The organism is Dyella sp. 01N448 (assembly GCF_056399225.1).
On sequence record NZ_JBFTQX010000003.1, the window covers coordinates 614038 to 631942 of the forward strand.

General features: G+C 64.5%; 18 protein-coding genes and 1 pseudogene. 12 read left to right on the top strand and 7 right to left on the bottom strand.

Annotation, left to right across the window (positions count from 1 at the left end):
• Positions 1-105 precede the first annotated feature (105 nt).
• The 5 genes from AC1DKY_RS06930 to AC1DKY_RS06950 all read left to right on the top strand — a co-directional run bounded on the left by AC1DKY_RS06930 (position 106) and on the right by AC1DKY_RS06950 (position 4747).
• The gene (locus AC1DKY_RS06930) at positions 106-1182 is read left to right on the top strand and encodes an NAD(P)H-dependent flavin oxidoreductase (RefSeq protein ID WP_441604575.1); all 1077 of its coding nucleotides are present in this window, start codon (positions 106-108) and stop codon (positions 1180-1182) included.
• Between the two features lie 84 nt (positions 1183-1266).
• The gene (locus AC1DKY_RS06935; protein WP_441604576.1) at positions 1267-2238 is read left to right on the top strand and encodes a LysR family transcriptional regulator; all 972 of its coding nucleotides are present in this window, start codon (positions 1267-1269) and stop codon (positions 2236-2238) included.
• Positions 2239-2342: 104 nt separating this feature from the next.
• Complete coding sequence (locus AC1DKY_RS06940; protein WP_441604577.1) at positions 2343-3053, top strand: SDR family NAD(P)-dependent oxidoreductase; 711 nt, start codon at positions 2343-2345, stop codon at positions 3051-3053.
• 89 nt (positions 3054-3142) lie between these two features.
• The gene (locus AC1DKY_RS06945) at positions 3143-3379 is read left to right on the top strand and encodes a tautomerase family protein (protein ID WP_046972535.1); all 237 of its coding nucleotides are present in this window, start codon (positions 3143-3145) and stop codon (positions 3377-3379) included.
• 78 nt (positions 3380-3457) lie between these two features.
• On the top strand, positions 3458-4747 hold the full coding sequence (locus tag AC1DKY_RS06950) for an MFS transporter (protein ID WP_441604578.1): 1290 nt from the start codon (positions 3458-3460) through the stop codon (positions 4745-4747).
• Between the two features lie 12 nt (positions 4748-4759).
• On the opposite strand, the gene AC1DKY_RS06955 is transcribed toward AC1DKY_RS06950, so the two are convergent.
• On the bottom strand, positions 4760-7558 hold the full coding sequence (locus AC1DKY_RS06955) for a serine/threonine-protein kinase (protein WP_441604579.1): 2799 nt from the start codon (positions 7556-7558) through the stop codon (positions 4760-4762).
• Positions 7559-7621: 63 nt separating this feature from the next.
• On the bottom strand, positions 7622-8170 hold the full coding sequence (locus AC1DKY_RS06960) for an ECF-type sigma factor (protein WP_441604580.1): 549 nt from the start codon (positions 8168-8170) through the stop codon (positions 7622-7624).
• Positions 8171-8317: 147 nt separating this feature from the next.
• On the opposite strand from AC1DKY_RS06960, the gene AC1DKY_RS06965 reads away from it, so the two are divergent.
• A complete protein-coding gene (locus AC1DKY_RS06965; RefSeq protein WP_441604581.1) occupies positions 8318-9265 on the top strand; it encodes a hypothetical protein in 948 nt (315 codons plus the stop codon).
• A gap of 96 nt (positions 9266-9361) precedes the next feature.
• On the opposite strand, the gene AC1DKY_RS06970 is transcribed toward AC1DKY_RS06965, so the two are convergent.
• Together AC1DKY_RS06970 and AC1DKY_RS06975 are read right to left on the bottom strand one after the other, a co-directional pair.
• Entirely contained in the window at positions 9362-9562 is a 201-nt protein-coding gene (locus AC1DKY_RS06970) for a hypothetical protein (protein ID WP_441604582.1), read from the bottom strand.
• Entirely contained in the window at positions 9543-10214 is a 672-nt protein-coding gene (locus tag AC1DKY_RS06975) for a glutathione S-transferase family protein (protein WP_441604583.1), read from the bottom strand. Before AC1DKY_RS06975 ends, AC1DKY_RS06970 begins: the two co-directional genes overlap by 20 nt.
• Before the next feature lie 122 nt (positions 10215-10336).
• Between AC1DKY_RS06975 and AC1DKY_RS06980 the strand changes: the two genes are divergently transcribed.
• From AC1DKY_RS06980 to AC1DKY_RS06995, 4 genes and pseudogenes are all read left to right on the top strand, one after another.
• Entirely contained in the window at positions 10337-10816 is a 480-nt protein-coding gene (locus AC1DKY_RS06980; protein ID WP_441604584.1) for an Lrp/AsnC family transcriptional regulator, read from the top strand.
• A 340-nt stretch (positions 10817-11156) separates the two neighbouring features.
• Complete coding sequence (locus tag AC1DKY_RS06985) at positions 11157-11993, top strand: enoyl-CoA hydratase/isomerase family protein (protein ID WP_441604585.1); 837 nt, start codon at positions 11157-11159, stop codon at positions 11991-11993.
• 22 nt (positions 11994-12015) lie between these two features.
• A pseudogene (locus AC1DKY_RS06990) lies at positions 12016-12186 on the top strand (GlcG/HbpS family heme-binding protein); the annotation flags it as partial.
• A 146-nt stretch (positions 12187-12332) separates the two neighbouring features.
• The gene (locus AC1DKY_RS06995) at positions 12333-13205 is read left to right on the top strand and encodes a TolB family protein (protein ID WP_441604651.1); all 873 of its coding nucleotides are present in this window, start codon (positions 12333-12335) and stop codon (positions 13203-13205) included.
• Between the two features lie 202 nt (positions 13206-13407).
• On the opposite strand, the gene AC1DKY_RS07000 is transcribed toward AC1DKY_RS06995, so the two are convergent.
• From AC1DKY_RS07000 to AC1DKY_RS07010, 3 genes are read right to left on the bottom strand one after another with little or no spacing between them, the layout of a single operon-like run.
• Positions 13408-14037: a DNA-3-methyladenine glycosylase gene (locus tag AC1DKY_RS07000; RefSeq protein WP_441604586.1), complete on the bottom strand. Its 630-nt coding sequence runs from the start codon at positions 14035-14037 to the stop codon at positions 13408-13410.
• A gap of 1 nt (position 14038) precedes the next feature.
• Complete coding sequence (gene mug, locus AC1DKY_RS07005) at positions 14039-14578, bottom strand: G/U mismatch-specific DNA glycosylase (protein WP_441604587.1); 540 nt, start codon at positions 14576-14578, stop codon at positions 14039-14041.
• A gap of 10 nt (positions 14579-14588) precedes the next feature.
• Positions 14589-15140, bottom strand: a complete 552-nt coding sequence (locus AC1DKY_RS07010) for a TetR/AcrR family transcriptional regulator (RefSeq protein ID WP_441604588.1) — start codon at positions 15138-15140, stop codon at positions 14589-14591.
• 187 nt (positions 15141-15327) lie between these two features.
• Here AC1DKY_RS07010 and AC1DKY_RS07015 point away from each other — a divergent pair, with 187 nt between their 5' ends.
• Positions 15328-16419, top strand: coding sequence for an HlyD family secretion protein (locus tag AC1DKY_RS07015; RefSeq protein WP_441604589.1), 1092 nt, complete (start codon positions 15328-15330; stop codon positions 16417-16419).
• Positions 16416-17897, top strand: coding sequence for an MDR family MFS transporter (locus AC1DKY_RS07020; RefSeq protein ID WP_441604590.1), 1482 nt, complete (start codon positions 16416-16418; stop codon positions 17895-17897). Before AC1DKY_RS07015 ends, AC1DKY_RS07020 begins: the two co-directional genes overlap by 4 nt.
• The last annotated feature ends 8 nt before the right edge of the window (positions 17898-17905 follow it).

The window sequence follows — 17905 nt, forward strand, 5'->3', positions numbered from 1 at the left end:
TTGTTCCGCACGATGGAAGACTGACTGCCGGCTCTGATGGTTTCGAGGTGACGGGCGGGGCGCGTAAAGTCGCATGCATCCCCCCAGAGCCTGGAGTGGCCCGTCATGGCGAATGCCGCGTCTTCATCATTGCTCCGCGCGATCGGCATCAGCGTGCCCATCATCCAGGCCCCCATGGCCGGCATATCGTCTCCGGCCATGGCGGCAGCGGCGAGCGATAGCGGCGGCCTGGGTTCGCTGGGCGTGGGCGCCATGACGGCAGGCAAGGCGCGTGAAGCCATCCACGCGTTTCGCCAGCTGAGCAAGGGCCCTCTCAATGTGAACCTGTTCGTGCACCGGCCGGCGCATGCGGATGCCGCCAGGCAGGCGGCTTGGATCGCGCGACTCGCGCCGGAGTTCCAACGCTTCGGGGCGACCCCGCCATCGTCGCTGGGCGAGATCTACACGTCTTTCCTGGTCGACAACGACATGCTCGCCATGCTGGTCGAGGAACGACCGGCCGTGGTGAGCTTTCATTTTGGTCTGCCCACGGCCGAACAGATCAAGGCGCTCCATGGCGCCGGCATTTACCTGATGGCATCGGCCACGAATGTGCGCGAAGCCAAGGCGGTGGAAGCCGCCGGCATCGATGCGGTGATTGCGCAGGGCTATGAGGCGGGCGGTCATCGGGGGATGTTCGATCCCGATGATGAGGACAGCCAGCTGGGCACCTTGGCCTTGACCCGGTTGCTGGTGGAAAACGTGCGCATTCCCGTGATCGCCGCGGGCGGCATCATGGACGGTGCCGGCATCGCCGCCGTGCTCAAGCTGGGCGCAGCCGCGGCGCAACTGGGCACGGCCTTTGTCTCCACCGACGAATCCCTCGCCGATGCCGGCTATCGCAAGGCGCTGGCCAGCGATGCTGCCTACGCCACCGTGATGACGCGTGCCGTCTCCGGTCGACCGGCGCGCAGCCTGGCGAGCCTGTTCACGCGGCTGGGCGCCAGCGTGCCCAACGCCGACGTACCCGACTATCCGATCGCCTACGACGCAGGCAAGGCACTGAATGCAGCGGGCCGCGCGGCCGGTGAAGCAGGTTATGGCGCACACTGGGCCGGGCAGGGCGCGCCGCTGGCGCGCGCCATGTCCACGCGCTCATTGATGCAGGTCTTGATCGGCGAATGGCGGCAAGCCACGGGCTGAGTTGAAGGGTTCGATGCGCGATTGGACCAGTTGTAGGACACTTCCCCGACCCACGTTTTCGCGCTGACAGGCAAGGCTCGTCCTATGGATCGCATCGATGCCATGAAGGTTTTCGTCGCCGCGCTCGACGAGGGCAGCCTCGCCGGCGCGAGCCGCAAGACCGGGCGTTCGGCGGCGGCCGTGAGTCGCGCCATCGCGTTTCTCGAAGACCACGTGGGCGTGCCCTTGCTGCACCGGACCACACGCTCGATCAAATTGAGCGAAGCAGGCGAGCGCTACGCCATCGCCTGCCGCAAGCTGCTGGCGGATCTTGAGGAAGCCGATCGCAATGCGGCTGGCGAACGTTCGGTGCCACGCGGCACGCTGACGATTTCCGCCACGGTATTTTCCGGCGTGGAAATCCTGCGCCCCATCGTCGATGCCTTCATGGATGAATTTCCCACCGTGAATGTGCGGCTCCATCTGCTCGAGCGGCCGGTCAACCTGGTCGAGGAGGGCATGGACCTGGCCCTGCGCATCACCCATCTGTCCGACTCCACCCTGGTGGCGCATCCCATCGGCGAGGTGCGCCGCGTGATTGTGGCGTCGCCGCGGTACCTGGCCACGCACCCGCGCATTGCCGGCATCGCCGACCTGGGCAAGCAGCAGATCATCGCGATGGAGAACATGGGCATGGATTCCTGGAGTTTTCCGCCACTGGAAGGCTCGTCCGTGTCGCGTTCGGTGTCGTTCACGGCGCGACTGGTGGTCAACAACATTCGCGCAGCGGTTGAATCGGCGGTGGATGGATACGGCGTGACACGCCTGCTGTCCTACCACGTGGCGCCGGAAATCAAACAGGGCAAGTTGCAGGTGCTGCTGGCCGATGAGGAGCCGGCGCCGTTTCCCGTCAACATCGTGTCGCCGTACGGACGACTTGCCGTGCCCAAGGTGAGGGCCTTCGTCGACTTCGCCTTGCCGCGCCTGCGCGCACGCTTCGCCTCCCTGGCCAAGGACGCGGCCTCCCCGCCGGAAACGCTGATTCAACCGCCACGCGGAAGAGTGTCTGCCGAGTAGCAGGAATTCTCGAACGCCTGTTGCGCTCCTAAATTGTGGGTGTCGGCAAACGAAGCCGATCAGTCTTCAACTGAATCCCCCAACCCCATCTGGAGCAAACACTCATGAGCAATCAGCAGAAAGTCGCCGTCATCACTGGTGCGTCGCAAGGCATTGGCGCGGGCCTGGTCAAGGCATTCCGCGACCGCAACTATCGCGTGGTCGCCAACTCGCGTTCGATCAAGCCGTCCAGCGATCCGGACGTGATCACGGTGGCCGGTGATATCGGCGACCGTGCCGTGGCCAAGCGCGTGGTGGAAGAGGCGATCAAGCATTTCGGTCGCATCGACACGCTGGTGAACAACGCCGGCATCTTCACCGCCAAGCCGTTCACCGCATTCACCGAGCAAGACTACGCCGACAATATCTCGGTCAATCTCAACGGCTTCTTCCACATCACGCAGTTCGCCATTGCGGAGATGGAGAAGCAGCGCAGCGGCCACATCGTCAGCATCACCACCAGCCTGGTCGATCACGCGATCGACGGCGTGCCCTCGGTGCTCGCTTCGCTCACCAAGGGTGGCCTGAACGCCGCCACGCGTTCGCTCGCCATCGAGTACGCCAAGCGCGGCATCCGCGTGAACGCCGTGGCGCCGGGCGTGATCAAGACGCCGATGCACGGCGTGGAAACGCACGGTGCGCTGGCGGGCCTGCACCCGGTGGGTCGCATGGGCGATATCGCCGACATCACCGACGCGGTGATCTACCTCGACAACGCGGGCTTTGTCACCGGCGAGATCCTGCACGTCGACGGTGGCCAGAGCGCCGGTCACTAAGTCCTCACGAGGGGTGGGCAAACGTCCACCCCTTGCCGCCGTAACGAGGTGGCATTTCGTCCACCGTGCATTACTTCAAGGAGAAGACCATGCCTATCGTGAACATCAAGGTCACCCGTGAGGGTTCCGCGCCGGGCCGCAGCGCAGTGACCGCCGAAGAGAAGGCGCTGCTGATCAAGGGCGTGAGCCAGCTGCTGCTCGACGTGCTGCACAAGCCGCTGGATTCGACCTTCGTCGTCATCGATGAAGTGGAGATGGAAAACTGGGGCTGGGGTGGACTGCCAGCCGCCGAATTCCGAGCGCAACGCGCCGCGGAAAAGAAATAACGCCTGCGGTGGCGCGAGCGATCGCGCCATCGAACGCTTGCGCCGAGTCAACGTTGCCACGAAAGTCGAACCGAACGCATGTCCGCCCAGATCATTGCATCCCAGCCGTCCGTCCCATTGAATCGCGCTACCGCCAGCTACGCCGAACGCAACGAGGCCTACTGGAAGCGCAATCTTGCCATCGCGGTGTTTGGTTCGTTCACCACGCTGGTGAGTCTGAGCATGTTGCTGCCGTTCCTGCCGCTTTATGTGGAGCAGCTGGGCGCTCATACACCATCGGCGATTGTGCAGTGGTCGGGTATCGCCTTCGGCGCGACGTTTCTTGGCACCGCGCTGACCGCGCCCCTGTGGGGCCACCTGGCGGATCGCTACGGCCGCAAACCCATGCTGGTGCGCGCGGCGATCGGCATGGCGATTGTCATGTCGCTGATCGGCACCGCGCATACCGTCACGCAACTGGTGACGCTGCGCCTGGTGGCTGGCCTGGTGGGTGGCTATGCGTCGGCGGCTACCGTGATGGTCGGCACGCAGGCGCCACGCGAGCGGTCGGGTTGGGCGCTCGGCGTGCTGTCGATCGGTGCGCTGTCCGGCAGTCTGATCGGACCGCTGGTCGGCGGCTTTCTGCCGGATCTCGTCGGTATTCGCGGCACGTTCTTCGTAGGCGGCGGCGTGATCGGCGTGGCGGCCCTGGTCACGATTTTTTTCGTGCGGGAGGATTTCAACCACGAGTTGGACACTCGCGCGCCGCTGGGCAGCAGCGACGACACCACCGGCATGGCGCACAAGGGCTTGATCGTCACCCTGCTGGTTACAGCCATGATGGTGTTGCTTGCCAATATGTCGATCGAGCCCATCATCACGGTCTATATCGCCCAGCTTGGCGTGCCGCACGACCACCTCGCGCGCATGGCCGGCATCGTGATGGCAGCGTCCGCCTTCGGCAGCATGCTCACTTCAGCGCGGCTTGGCTCCCTGGCCGATCGCGTCGGGAGCAACAAGGTGATCATCGGATGTCTGCTGGTCACGGCGCTGCTGATGGTGCCGCAGGCGTTCGTGACGCAGTGGTGGCAACTGGCCGTGCTGCGCGGGCTGATGGGCATGTCGATGGCCGGCATGCTGCCCGCGGTGGCCAAGGGCGTGCGCGCCCTGGTCGAGGACCGCAAGACCGGCAAGACGCTGGGTTATCTGCAATCCGCGCAATTTGCCGGTCAAGTGATAGGGCCGCTGATCGGCGGCCAGATCGGCGCGTGGGTGGGATTGCGCGATGTGTTCTTCGTCACTGCCGTACTGCTGGTGTTGTGTGCCTGGTTGAACCGGTGGGCGAATCGCCAGGATACGAGCCTGGTCGCACCGCATCGGGCAGGGTAACAACCGGAGCTTTTATGGACTGCGTGGCCTGGTCGTGATGCCGGCAAGCCAGCGTGTCGCGGCGTCGCGGTCGCTGTTGGGGCCTGCTTGCAGCTCGGCCAGCAGCGACGTGGCCTCAGCGCGCCGTTGATCGCCCTCGGCATGTTGGTCCAGCGCATCATCGACACGGGCCAGATGCGCATCGATCAAGGCCATCAGTGCGGTTGCTCGTGGCGTGATCGCCTTGGCCGCATCCAAAGCCTTGCCCAGTTGGGCGGCAGCCTCGTCGTTGCGACCCAGCGCATGCAGCGTGTCGGCGAACAGCAGGTCCGCGCGTATGGCCTTTTCCGAATGACGGTCGTCCAGGCCGGCATACATGGCAACCGCTTCTCCCGCGACTGCGGCAGCGCGCTCTTTCGCCGCTTGCGCGGCCATCAATTGGGCTTCGACGGTAAGCGCAAACGCGATGTCGGGGTGGGCGTCGCGGTGTCGCTGCCGCGCTTCCAGCAGCGCGCTGTCGATGATGAGCCGCGCCTCGTCCAGATGCGTGCGTGCAATCAGCACCTGCGCGAGGCAGGCTCGATCATAGCTGCGCCCGTTGTCGGCATAGTCGGCGCCCAGCAAGCTTTGCTTGCGGTTGATCGACTCCCTGAGCCCGGTTTCGGCGGCGGCATATGCGCCTTGCGTAAATTGCAGCCGCGCCAGATTGCCGATGCTGATGGCTTCATTGAGCGCGCCGGCCGGCGCCAGCGCCTGGTCGATGGCCACGGATTTGGCGTAGAACACGCTGGCCTCGTCGAACTTGCCTTCGTAGGCGAGCACATTGGCCAGGTCGTTGAGGTGCCACGCCGTGTGCGCATTGGGGTGCGTGTAGGCGTTGGCATCGATATCGAGCGCGTCGCGCATCGTCTGTTCGCTCTCGGCATAGCGGCCCTGCTTGACCAGGTCCGAGGTCAGGATGGTCATCGCATCGGCTACCTCGGCATGGCCGGCGCCCAGATGGCTGCGCTTGCGGGCCAGCGCTTCGCGCAGCAACGGCGCGGCGCTGTCGGCGTGGCCGGCATCCATCTGGATCCAGCCCAGATTCATCACCGCCTCGGTCAGTGCATCGCTGTCCACCGGTAGCGAGCGCCGTGCAAGGGCGAGCGCTTTGTCGCCCACCTCGATGGCCTTGGCGGATTCGCCGATACGCTCGTCCAGCCCGGCCAGCCAGGCCAGCGCGAGGACCTCTTCGGTGGAATCCCGATGCGGGCCTCGCTCGAACGCCTCGATGGCGTGCTGCAATCTTGCGGTGGCGTCGCGAACGCGGCCCAGCTCGTCGGCTTCCTTGGCCAGCAGGTATTCGACGTGCAGGGTGCGCGGGTCGGTGGGACCAAACTGCATGTTGGCAAGTGCAGCCGCTTCCTGCAGCGGCAGCCAGGCGCGTTCCGGATGACCGCTGCGGCGTTCGAGATCGCCGACCAGGGCGATGATTTCCGCGCGCAGGGCAGGCTGCATGGCAAAGTCACGGTCGGCGCGTTCGCGTCCTCGCGCAAGCAGTTCCTGTGCCGTCTCATTTGCTTCCGTGCCGTGCGATGAGCTATCGAACAGACCTTCCAGAAATGATTTGAGCGCGCCCGCACGCTGCGCTTCGCTCTCGGCGGCGATCGCTTGTGCGTGCGCTGTGTTCGCAGCGCGACTGGCCTCGCGCGCTTCGTACACACCGACAGCCGTCGCGGTAGCGAGCAGCACGGCAATCACTGCGCCCAGCGACACGGCGAGTGCATGCCGGCGGGTGAACATGAGAACGCGATAGCTCAGCGTATCGGCGCGCGCCTGCAGCGGCTTGCCATCCATATAGCGTTGGACATCGTCGCTCAAGGCCGCGACGCCTGCGTAGCGGCGAGCGGGTTCTGCACGTGTGGCCTGCTGCACGATGGCGTGCAGATCGACGCCCAGCGTTCGCCGCCATGCCTCTTCGTCGATGCCGTGCTCGCCGTCCCTGCGCGGCGCCTTTTCCTCCAACAACTCGGCAAGCAGGATGCCCAGGGCATAGACGTCGATCGCCGTCGTCGCCACGTCGCCCGCAAACTGCTCCGGTGCCGCATAGGAACGCGTGAGACGTCGTGCCTCGGTGCGCGTGCGCTCCCCATCGCCGGTGAGCAGTTTGGCGATGCCGAAATCCACCAGCTTCACGCCACCATCCGCCCCCACCAGCACGTTGCTGGGTTTCAGGTCGCGGTGCACGATCAGGGCGCGATGCGCGTGCTCCACCGCGGCGCAGACATCGATAAACAGTGCCAGCCGTTCGCGCCGCGACAGGTGCATGCGTTGGGCATGGGCGACCAGGTTGTCGCCCGCCACATATTCGAGGGCGAGAAACGGCGTGCCCGTGGGCGAAAAGCCTGCATCGAGCAGTTGGGCAATATGCGGATGCTGCAGCCGCGCCAGAATGCGCTGTTCTTGCAGGAATCGACGACGCTCGTCCGCATCGTGCACATCGATGCGCAACAGCTTGAGCGCCACCCGCTGCGGACCGCCTGGCAGCTCGCGCTCGGCCTCGAACACACTGGCCATGCCGCCGGCGCCCACAAAGCGAAGCACGCGATAGCCGGCGATGGTCGGCAGCGCCTGCGCGGCCTCGTCGGCGAGCGCAGGCAGCCACTGCGCCATGCCGCGTTCCAGCGCTTCGATGCCCGATGCGTTGTCCAGCGCCTGCACGACCAGGGTCCGCAAGGTGGCGTCTGCGCAGTGTTGGCGCAGCCACTCGGTGCGTTTGGCGACGGGCACGTCGAACAGCCGGTCGATCAGCGGTTCGATCTCGTGCCAGCGTTGGGAGAAGGCGGAAATCATCGGCGGCGCATTTCCGGTTCGGTGACCTACCTCTATAGCGTATTTACCGCGCGACTACCGACATCAACTCGGCTCGGGCATCAGGCAGGCGCTGAGAAAGGTACGCGCCTTCAACCAGTCCCGTTCGACAGTGCGTGCATTGACGCCCAGCACCTCGGCGATATCCGGGCTGGACAAGTCGGCGAACAGGCGCAGTTCCGCCACGCGAGCCAGTCGCTCGTCGGTCGCTGCCAGCCGGGTCAGTGCTTCGTCGATGGCCAGCACGTCGATGATGTCCGACGAATCCTGGCCCGCGGTCATCTCGGGCGCCTGGCGCTTCTGCGCCTTCCTGCGCCTTGCGTGGTCGATCAGGATGTGGCGCATCACCTGGCTCATATACGCATACAGATGCCCGCGGTCGGTGAACGAGACGGCGTCCTGGCTGACCAGCTTCAGATAGGCCTCGTGGACCAGGGCCGTGGTTTCCAGCGTGTGCGCCGCTTCGCGCGCGCGCTGGTGGCGGGCGAGGCGATGCAGCGTGGCATAGATCTTGGGGATCAGCGTGTCGAGCGCGGCGGCGTCACCGTGGGCGGCGCGCGCGAGCACTTCGGTGATGGGCGAGTCGGCGGTCATGCGCCCTGGATATCCGCTGGCTGACTTTGCGCAGAGCGTGTCGGTAAATGCTCCCGCTTTGCGCTGTAGGGAGAGATGGCGTGATTCGGAACGGCTGCACACCCTGGGAAGGCCATCGCCCGTCGCACCCTACAGAGGAATGAAATCATGTGGAATCATCGCTCTACGCACGGCGTTCTCACAAGGGCCGCTGGACTGCTGGCGATTGCGCTGGCCGGCTTTTCCACCGCCGCGATGGCGGACACCAGCGTTGCCGCAGCGTCGTCCAACAACCAGGCCGTGACCTATAGCTATCAAACGCTGGATGTACCGGGCTCGTCGTTGACGATCTTCTGGGGCATCAACGATTTCGGCGAAGTGGCGGGGCAATACGCCGTCAATGGAGGCACCTCGCACGCCATGGCCTATCGACACGGCCATTTCGAGCCACTGGATCCCGCGCTGATGGGCACCTACTTCAGTGCAGCCGGCGGCCCCACCGACCTGGGTCAGACCTTCGGCGGTTACACGGACGCAGCAGGGCGGCAGCACGGCTTTGTGATCATCGGCAAGCGCACCGTCACGGTGGACTTCCCCGGCCATCTCAACTCGAACGTGGACGGTCTCAATGAATTTGGCGCCATCGCCGGCGTGTATTGGGACGCCGACGGCATCTATCACGGCGTCCTGCGCCGCGGCTTTGGCTGGGACACGCCGATCGACGTGCCCGGCGCGCGCGATACCTATCCGCTGGGCATCAATGGCAGCGGCGAGATCGTCGGCTACTGGGACAACGATCCGGCAGTGACGCACGGCTACTATCGCAGCGCCAACGGCAAGATCACCAACGTCGATGTGCCCGGCGCCGCGAGCAGCGTCGCCTTCGGCATCACCGACAACGGTGTGATCGCGGGCTACTACACCGAGCCGAGCGGGGCGATCCACGGCTTCGTCGAAACCAAGGGCAAGTTCCAGACACTCGACCTGCCGGGCGCCGCAGCAACGATCGTCACGGCGATCAATAATTTCGGCGTGGTCGCGGGCGAGTACTTCGATACGACCGGCAAGCGTCACGGCTTCATCGCGACGCCCAAGTTGTCCGATCACCGGCACTGAGCATGACCTGGCTCCGCAGCGATGCGGAGCCATCCGCTTGATGCGGTGGCTGCCCTGTGCATGCTTCACTCGCGCCGTGACGACCGCCGGATGGACTTATTGCGTGCGAATGGCGCCATCGCCGATACCCAGGCAGAGCCGCAAGGCGGCCAGGCTGCATCGACCGAAGCCTGGGGACGCTGGTTGCTCCGTCTCGCCAGACTTGGCCGAGCTTTCATCCGCCTCGGCAGCGGGCGTGGGCAACGGTTGAACGATATGGCCATGCAGGAACAGCAGGTCAAGCCACGGCCAGCGCATGCGAGCCTCCCGTGTTGGCATCGGCGACTGGCGCAGCATCGACGGTGTCGCCTGCGAAGCCGGTGGCCCTCATCGATGGACGTTCGCCGATGCGCTCGTACCATGAGGCCAGCCGCGGGCGGCCGTTCCGGAAGGCGAGGATCTGGCGAAATTCGATCCAGCTGAGCGCCGTCGCCAGTGCGATATCGCCGATGTCGATGTCTGGCTCATGGCCGATATGCGCTTCGAGGAAATCGCAGGCAGCCTCGATCTTTTGCAGATGCCCATCCCGCAGCGGTGTCCAACGGAACGCCTCGGGCCGGCGCGTGGTTTCCCAACGCACGGCGATGCCGGCATCGGCGATACCCACGGCGATGGCCTGATTTCGCAACGCGACGAAGCGTTGTTTTGGCTCGGCAGGAATGAGCGGGCGGCCCTGATGCAGGCCATCCAGGTATTCGCAGATCACGCTGGAATCGAACAAGACCGTGCCGTCATCGCAGATCAGCACGGGGACCTTGCCCAGCGGATTGAGTGCAAACACCTCGCTGTTGCGCACGGTCGGGCTGGTTTCGTGATGGATCACGTCGAGCCGGTTGGCGAGACCGATTTCGTGCGCGGCGACTAGCACTTTTCGCGCATATGGCGAATGGGACTGATACAGGAGCCTCATGAGACGAATGCACGCTTCGGTGGTGGACGGTGCGAGCTATGCTAGGGTGCGCTCGCGCGGCCAGGCCGCGATTGTGCAAGGCAAGACAGGATTTTTCCCCGCCTTACGGAGGTTTCGCGCCCATGGCCCCGCCGCTGGACAAGATCGATCGACGCATCCTGGCCATCGTGCAAAAGGACGCACGCCGTCCGGCCGAGCTGATCGGCGCGGATGTCGGACTATCGGCTTCGGCCGTGCAGCGCCGCATGGCGCGGATGCGCGACGAGGGCGTCATCACGGCGGAAGTGGCGGTAGTCGACCCGATGAGCGTCGGTCACCCGTTGACGATGATTGTCGATGTGGAAGTGGAGCGCGAACGACCGGAGCTGCTGGCGAGCCTCAAGCAGTGGATTGCCGCCCAGTCCTTCATCCAGGAGGCCTGGTACGTCACGGGCGCAGGTGATTACGTGCTGATCGTGATCGCGCGCGACGTGGATGACTTCGAAGCGTCGATGCAACGCATGATTGCCGAGAACGCGAATGTGCGCCGGTTCCACACGCGCGTCGCGCTGAGCACGCTCAAGCGCGGCCTGCTGGTGCCGATGGCCGCCATGGACGAATAAGCCGGTGGCGAGCAGGAAGGCTGGCGCGAGGTGCCGCGCTTCTTGTGGGAGCGCATCCTGTGCGCGACAGCGGCGCTTCGGTGTACCACGGTCCCGGGCGTCCTCGCCAAAGGCTGTCGCGCACAGGGTGCGCTCCCACAAAATCGCCGCCGCCGTGTCGAGACGCGATGCCAGGCAGACGCCTTGGTGCACGCCATGGCACCAAGGTGTCGCCCAATGAGTGTTGCGCGATCGCAGCCAGCGTGACGGGTTCGTAGCGATACCAAAGTGTGGTGGCCTGGCGCCATGGCTGGCGGGACACTGGCAGCTGCCTTCACCCATGCCAGCGACAGGAGCCGCCATGAATGACAGCCAGCCTTCCGCGCAACTTCGCATCACGCGTCGCACTCCCGCGTATTGGCGCGTCACCATCGACAACCCGCCCATCAACGTCATGGGCCCGCCCATGGTGCGAGACTTCCAGGACGTCATCAACGCGATCGAAGCGGATGAGCAGGTTCGGGTCGTGGTATTTGACAGTGCCGTAGACGGCTATTTCCTCAACCACTCCGATTTCAACGCACGGTTCGAGGACTTGACCAGCATGCCGAACGGGCCTACCGGCTTGCCGCCATGGCCGGACGTGCTGGTGCGCCTCACGCATGCACCCGTGGCGTCGATTGCGCTCATACGCGGTCGCGCGACGGGCAATGGCAGCGAACTCACGCTCGCCTGCGATATGAGTTTTGCCAGTCGCGAAAAGACCATCATCTCGCAGTGGGAGGCGGGCGTCGGCCTGGTGGCGGGTGGTGGGCCGATGGCGCGCTTGCCGCAACTGATCGGCCGCAATCGTGCACTGGAAGTGCTGCTGAGCTCGGAAGATCTTGGCGGCGATCAGGCGGCCGCCTATGGCTACGTCAATCGCGCCTTGCCCGATGCCGAACTCGACGACTTCGTGGAGGCGCTTGCGCTGCGCATCTCGCGCTTCGACAAATGGGCGCTGGCCAATACCAAGCGCCTGGTCAATACCCAGCTGCCGCCGGACGTGGAGATCGGCGCCGGGTGGGATACCTGCATGGCCTCGATTGGCCGCGAGCACGCGCAGCAGAGCATCAAGGCGCTGATGGCCAAGGGCTTCCACAAGCCGGGCGATGTGGAAGAACGTCTTGCCTACTACATCGGCCAACTGGGCCAGTGACTGTCTTCGAAAGGAGTGACGTATGGACCTGCTTGCGACAGCGAAGGCCCTGGCGGAACGCGTGGAAGCCGAGGCAGCGCGAGTCAAGGTGCCGGTCGCGGTGTCCGTGATGGATGTGCATGGCAACCTTGTCCTGCAACATCGCATGAATGATGCGCCGCTGTTCTCGGTCGAGATCTCCGAGCGCAAGGCGTATACCTCGGCGCCCATCATCGCTGCAGACCGCTCGGCCTCCAGCGCAGGCCGTTGGTCACCCAAGCGAAGCCGGTCGACACAGATGCGTGGACCGTCCGGCGAGATCGCCCCTAGCCTTGGCGAATCTCCCGACGGACCCACACCATGCGCCCTACGATCTTGCTGGCTGCTCTCCTCGTCGCTGGTACAGCCCATGCCACCGACCCTTGGCAACAGGTCGAAGATGCTTCGCCCGCATTCGCTCCTGATGGACGATCGGTGGTGTTCTCCCGTGGCGAGGGCGCCGAGCGGCATCTCTATGTCGCCGAGCGTGGCACGGCGGATTGGATGCCGGCGACGCTGGCGCCGTTCTCCGCCTCGTGGATGGACCTGGAGCCGGCGATGGCGCCGGATGGCTCGTACATGGTGTTTGCATCCAACCGGCCGGCGCACAACGATGGCGCGGCGTTGGACGGCTATTTCATGGGCAAGCCCAGGCCCGGACGTGGTGGCAACCTGTGGCGGGTCGATCGCACGGCGCAAGGGTGGGGCGTGCCGCAGCGATTGCCGGACATCATCAATGACGGCAACGCGATCTTCTCGCCGGCCATCGCGGCCGATGGCAGCCTGTATTTCATGAAGCCCGATCCCGGCACCGGCAAGTTCCGGCTGTATCTCAGTCGCTGGCAGCACGGTGAGTACCAGGCGCCGAGTCCCTTGAGTTTCAGCGACGGGACGGCGGGCGACTATGACCCGGCGGTCGCGCCCGATCAGTCCTTCTTGGTGTTCAGCTCGTCGCGGCCACCGGCGACGGCGTCCAGTGGCAGCGCGCTACTTATCAGCGTCGCCACGCCGCAGGGCTGGAGTGCGCCGCAGCCGCTGGGCCCGATGGGCATCGAGGCGCGGCTTACGCCCGATCTTTCCACGCTCTATTACAGCGGCAAGGATCAACATATCCACGCCTTTTCGCTGGCGCAGTGGCGGGCGACGCATCGGGACATTGCGGCTTCCATGACGAGTGCCATGCCTGGGAAGTGATCTCACTTTCGCGCCGCGCATAAAAGAGGGGCAGTGGGTCCCATGAAACGCATTGGGACACTGCCCCGTTGCGCTTACCGAAGCATCTGCCAAGACATGCGGTGCCTGGAGAGCCTATGGTTGAAGCGCAGATTGATACTACGCGGCCTTGTGTTAGTTCCGATGCAATCCATGTGCAATCGCCGTTAACGCGCGTGATCTGTCAGCCGCGCTGTGCCGACGAGCCGGAGACGTAAGGGCTGCCGCGCACGCTCCAGCGCCATGGATGTTCCTTGCCCACGCTGATGCCTATGCGCAGACTTACCAGCGGATCTTTGGGCGGCGCCACGCCATCGTCGACGATGGCGAAACCCTCGAGCCCCACCACCAGGTCGATGCCGTTTTGTGCGCTGTCGATACCCATCGCCTGCGTCAGCCGGGCGGGCCCGCGGCACAAGTCGCGATCGAGCAAGGTGTGGGGCCGCGCTGCACGCATTTGTGCGAGGCCGTGGATGGGTTCGAGGGCGCGGATAAGTACGCCGCAACCGCTACCCACCGGACCGCTGACGCAGTTGCTGCACCAATGCATGCCATAGGTGAAGTAGACATACATATGCCCCGGCGGTCCGAACATGACGGCATTGCGCGGCGTTTTTCCGCGGTACGTGTGCGCTGCCGGATCGAGCGCGCCGAGATAAGCTTCCACTTCCACGATCCGTCCCGCCCGGCCATCCGCGGACGCCAGCACTTTATTGAGCAGTCGCGGCGCCAACGTGGTGGCCGGGCGCTGGAAGAAGGCACGCGACAAGGGCTTGCCCGGCCAGCTGATCGGCGCAGCTTTCCTTTGACCCACCCTAGTTCTCCGTCCGCACGTTGTGCGCTGCGGGCGCCATCATTTCCAGATAAAGCTCGCGATACGCAGCCACCAGACCGTCGAGGGTGAAAGCGCGATTCCTGCCGCTGGGGTTGGGCAGTATCCACACGATCGCGCCTTCGAAGCCCATCGCTTGTCTTCCCCAGTTGAGTTCACGCTGGCCGGAAAGTCCCGCATAAGCCGCCTTGCCGAGAAAGGCCACGAAACGCGGCGCGTGGCTCGCGATCTTCCGCTTGAATGCTGCAGCGGCCGCGGTGAATTCGCGGGGCGACAACTCATCGGCAGCTGCCGTCGCCCGGGACACCACCGTCGTCAGTCCATAGCCATAGCGCAGGATGCTGCGATCCCGCGCGGGTGCGATCTGCTCGGGCGTAAATCCCGCGAGATGAAGCACCCGCCAGAAGCGATTGCTCCCGCTCACGAAATGATGGCCGGCCGTGGCCGCCGTCATGCCCGGATTGATGCCGCAGAAGACGACCTCGAGCCGGTCGGCCAGGAGGTCGGGGAGCTCGTTGCTCACGATCGGCCCGTCACTCGCACATCACGCTGACCGCCTTCTGCGCCAGCTTGCGCAGCTCCGCCTTTGAACTGCCGGAGCGGGCGCGCACGGCCAGCGAGTGCATGGTGGCGGAGGCGAGCAGGGCGAGCGCCTTGGGATCGGCATCGGGCTTCAACTCGCCTGCGCTGCGTGCCAATTTGAAGCGCGCTTCGAAATCGGCATCCAGCTTGCGAAAACCATCCGCGGCCAGCTTCTGGATCTGCGGATCGCCCGGCGCCTCGGTAATCGCCGTGCCCACCACGAAGCATCCCAGCACCTGGTCGTCGCCGGAGAAATAAATCGACAGCGCGGCGTCGTAAACCTTCATCAAGGTCTCGGCCAGGCTGCCGCCGCTGGCGAAGGCCTTGTGCATCAGGTTGAACTTGCGTTCCCAATAGTCGTTCAGCGCCTTGACGTAGATGTCGTGCTTGTCGCCAAACGCGGCCCGAAGGCTGGGGCGGTTCATGCCGGTCGCGGCGGAGATGTCGTCCAGCGAGGTGCCCGAGTAGCCAGTCTTCCAGAACGCCTCGGCGGCCTGCCGCAACGCCGTTTCCGGTTCGTAGGCACGGGGCCGGCCGCGGGGCCTTTTTTCGGTCTTCTCTATTTTTGTTCCTGATCGCATAAAAAACTTGACCTCTCGTCTGTGCCGGGATTATTATCCTGATCAGTACAAAATTCAACAGGCACTGCGCGGAGGTTCGCAGCGGTGGCCAGTCAACGGGATCGAAGTCATGCGTAAGCAATTTGATGAAACGAGCGACGGCCTGGGCTCAGGCAGTGCCGAGACGGCGGGCCGAAGCTTGAAGGAGCGGCTGCGCTGGCCCCTGATGGCGGCCTTGCCACTGCTGTTGCTCGTCGGCGGTGGCGCCAGATATCTGCATGGAGAGCGCGATGTCGCGACGGACGATGCGTTCGTGCGAGCCGCCAAGGTCTCCATCAATGCCCGCATTCCCGGCCAGGTGGTGAAAGTGGCGGTGATCGACAACCAGCCGGTCAAGGCCGGCCAATTGCTGTTCGAGATCGATCCCGAGCCTTACCGCATTGCGGTGGAACAGGCCGAGGCGCGCCTGAACAGCGCACGCCTGCAGGTGGAAGCGCTCAAGGCGACTTATCGCCGCCAGTTGTCCGATCTCCAATCGGCCAAGGCATCGGCGGATTTCGACGGCCGCGAATACGCGCGCAAGAAGGAATTGCTCGCCTCGGATTTCGCCTCGCGCGCTTCCTACGAGCGTGCCGAAACCGACATGCAGGTATCGCGTCAGCACATTGCATCGGCGCAGCAGGATGTCGCCAACACCGTCGCGGGCTTGAATGGCGATCCCAATATCGACGTCGATCGCCATCCGACCGTGCGCGAAGCGCGTGCACAGCTCGACCGCGCGCGACTCGATCTTTCCTATACCCGCGTCTTGGCGCCGGACGATGGCGTGGTGACCAAGGTGGACGATCTGCAGGTCGGCGATTTCGTCAGCAGCGGCGCCACCGTGTTCTCGATGATGTCGAGCCGGCATGTGTGGATTGAAGCGAATTTCCGCGAAACCGGCCTGACCCATATGCGGCCGGGCCAGTCAGCCATCATCGATGTCGATACCTATCCCGGTCACGGCTTCAAGGCCCACGTAGTGAGCATGAGTCCCGGCACCGGCTCGGAATTCGCGCTGCTGCCGCCGGAAAACGCCACCGGCAATTGGGTGAAGGTGGTGCAGCGCCTGCCGGTGCGCCTGGAGTTGGACGCGATCGATCCCAACTGGCCGCTGTACTCGGGCATGAGCGTCACCGCGCAAGTCGATACGCGTCGGCAAGCCGGGGGAGCAAGGCAGTGAATGCCGCCCATGCCCACAACAGCGAGGTGCGGGCGCATTGGAGCCTTGTCGCCGCCGCGTTGATGGCGACGTATATGCAAGCCGTGAACATCTCGATCCCGAACGCAGCGGTACTGCACGTGCAGGGCGGCCTGTCGATGACGGACGACGAGATTGGCTGGGTGTTTTCTTCGTATATCGCTGCAAGCGCCATCGTGATGCCGTTGACGCATTGGCTGGCTGGCCGGTTTGGCAGGAAGAAAGTGTTTCTGGTCTCGCTGGCGCTGTTCACCGTGGCACTGATCCTCGACACGCTGGCGACGACGCCGCTGCAATTCGTCTCCGCGCGCATCCTGCAAGGTGCCGCGAGCGGCACGCTGGCGCCGCTGTCGATGGCGATCCTGCTGCATGAACTGCCGCCCCTGCGTCATGGCCGCATCGGCATGGCCTGGAGCGTGATTGCCTTGCTGGGCATCTTAAGTGGACCGGCGATCGGCGGATGGCTGGGCGAATATGTCGGCTGGCACGCGATCTTCTACTTCAGCCTGCCGATGGCTGCGTTTATCGCGCTGGCGATGAGTGCGTACCTTAAGGAAAAGAAGCTGCACAAGCTTGAGCACTTCGACTTCTTCGGGCTGGTGACGTTTTCCATGGGCATCGCCGGTCTGCAGATGATGCTCGACCGCGGCGAACGACTGGAATGGTTTGCGTCGCCGGAGATCTGGGTGGAAGCCATCGCTTCGGCGCTGGGCTTCTATCTCTACATCGTGCACGTGCTGACCAGGGACCATCACTTCCTGCACAAGGCCTTGTTCAAGGACCGCAACTTCCGCGTGGCGACGGTGATGTTCTTTGCGTTTGGCTTTGTGCTGCTGCCGACCCTGGCGCTGACCTCACCGATGCTCGAGGAACTGCTCGGCTATCCAGCCGACACGGCGGGTTACCTCAGCATTCCACGCGGTGCTGCCTTGGTGACAGCCTTGCTGCTGACCTGGCGCGCACCGTCGCGCTTGGACAATCGCTGGCTGATCCTCGGCGGTTTGGCGCTGGTGGTCTACGGCAACTGGCGGATGCTGGGCTATTCGCCCTTGATGGACTGGTGGCCGGTCGCCGTCGCGGGCGCCATTCAAGGCGCAGGGCTCGGCGTGCTGATGCCGGCGCTTACCCGTGCTGCCTTCAGTACGCTCGATCCCCAATTCCGCGCGGAAGGCACCGTGCTTTTCAACCTCTCGCGCTTGTACGGCAGCACGATCGGCATCGCCATCGTGCAGATCTACTTCTACTGCAACACACAGAGCATGCACCTGGCGCTCGCCAACCACCTCACGCCGCATCGTACCGGTCCTCTGACGGGCCAGGCGCTCGCCATGATGAATGAACTGGTGACCGGCCAGGCGGCGGTGGTCGCGGTGATCGGCCAGTTCAAGCTTTTGATGATAGCCATGCTGATCGTCAGTCCGCTGGCTCTGTTCCTGCGCAAGCCGCGTGCCGGCAACTGATCTTCTGG